The following is a 252-nucleotide window of genomic DNA, read 5'->3' as shown; positions in this document are numbered from 1 at the left end:
ATGTCGGTCGAGCGCGAGCTCGGCCTGCCGCGGGAGAAGACGAACCTGGACGGCGGCGCCATCGCGCTGGGCCATCCGCTCGGCGCCACCGGGGCGCGCATCACCGGCAAGGCGGCATCCTTGCTCAAGCGCGAGGGCAAGGAACTGGCCTTGTCCACCCAGTGCATCGGTGGCGGGCAGGGCATCGCCACCGTGCTGGAAGCGGCCTGAAGCGCGGGATCGGAGGCAAGCCATGGAGATCAAGCGCGCCGC

1 pseudogene is annotated in these 252 nt (G+C 71.0%); it reads left to right on the top strand.

The annotated features are described in order from the left end of the window. Window positions 1-210: pseudogene (locus R0J92_RS24960) on the top strand (acetyl-CoA C-acyltransferase); the annotation flags it as partial. Between the last annotated feature and the right edge of the window lie 42 nt (window positions 211-252).

This window comes from Tritonibacter sp. SIMBA_163, from assembly GCF_046535935.1.
GTDB classification, from domain to species: Bacteria; Pseudomonadota; Alphaproteobacteria; order Rhodobacterales; family Rhodobacteraceae; genus Epibacterium; species Epibacterium scottomollicae.
The sequence above is the reverse complement of the archived record's forward strand: the minus strand, read 5'-3'. Positions and strand labels throughout refer to the sequence as shown.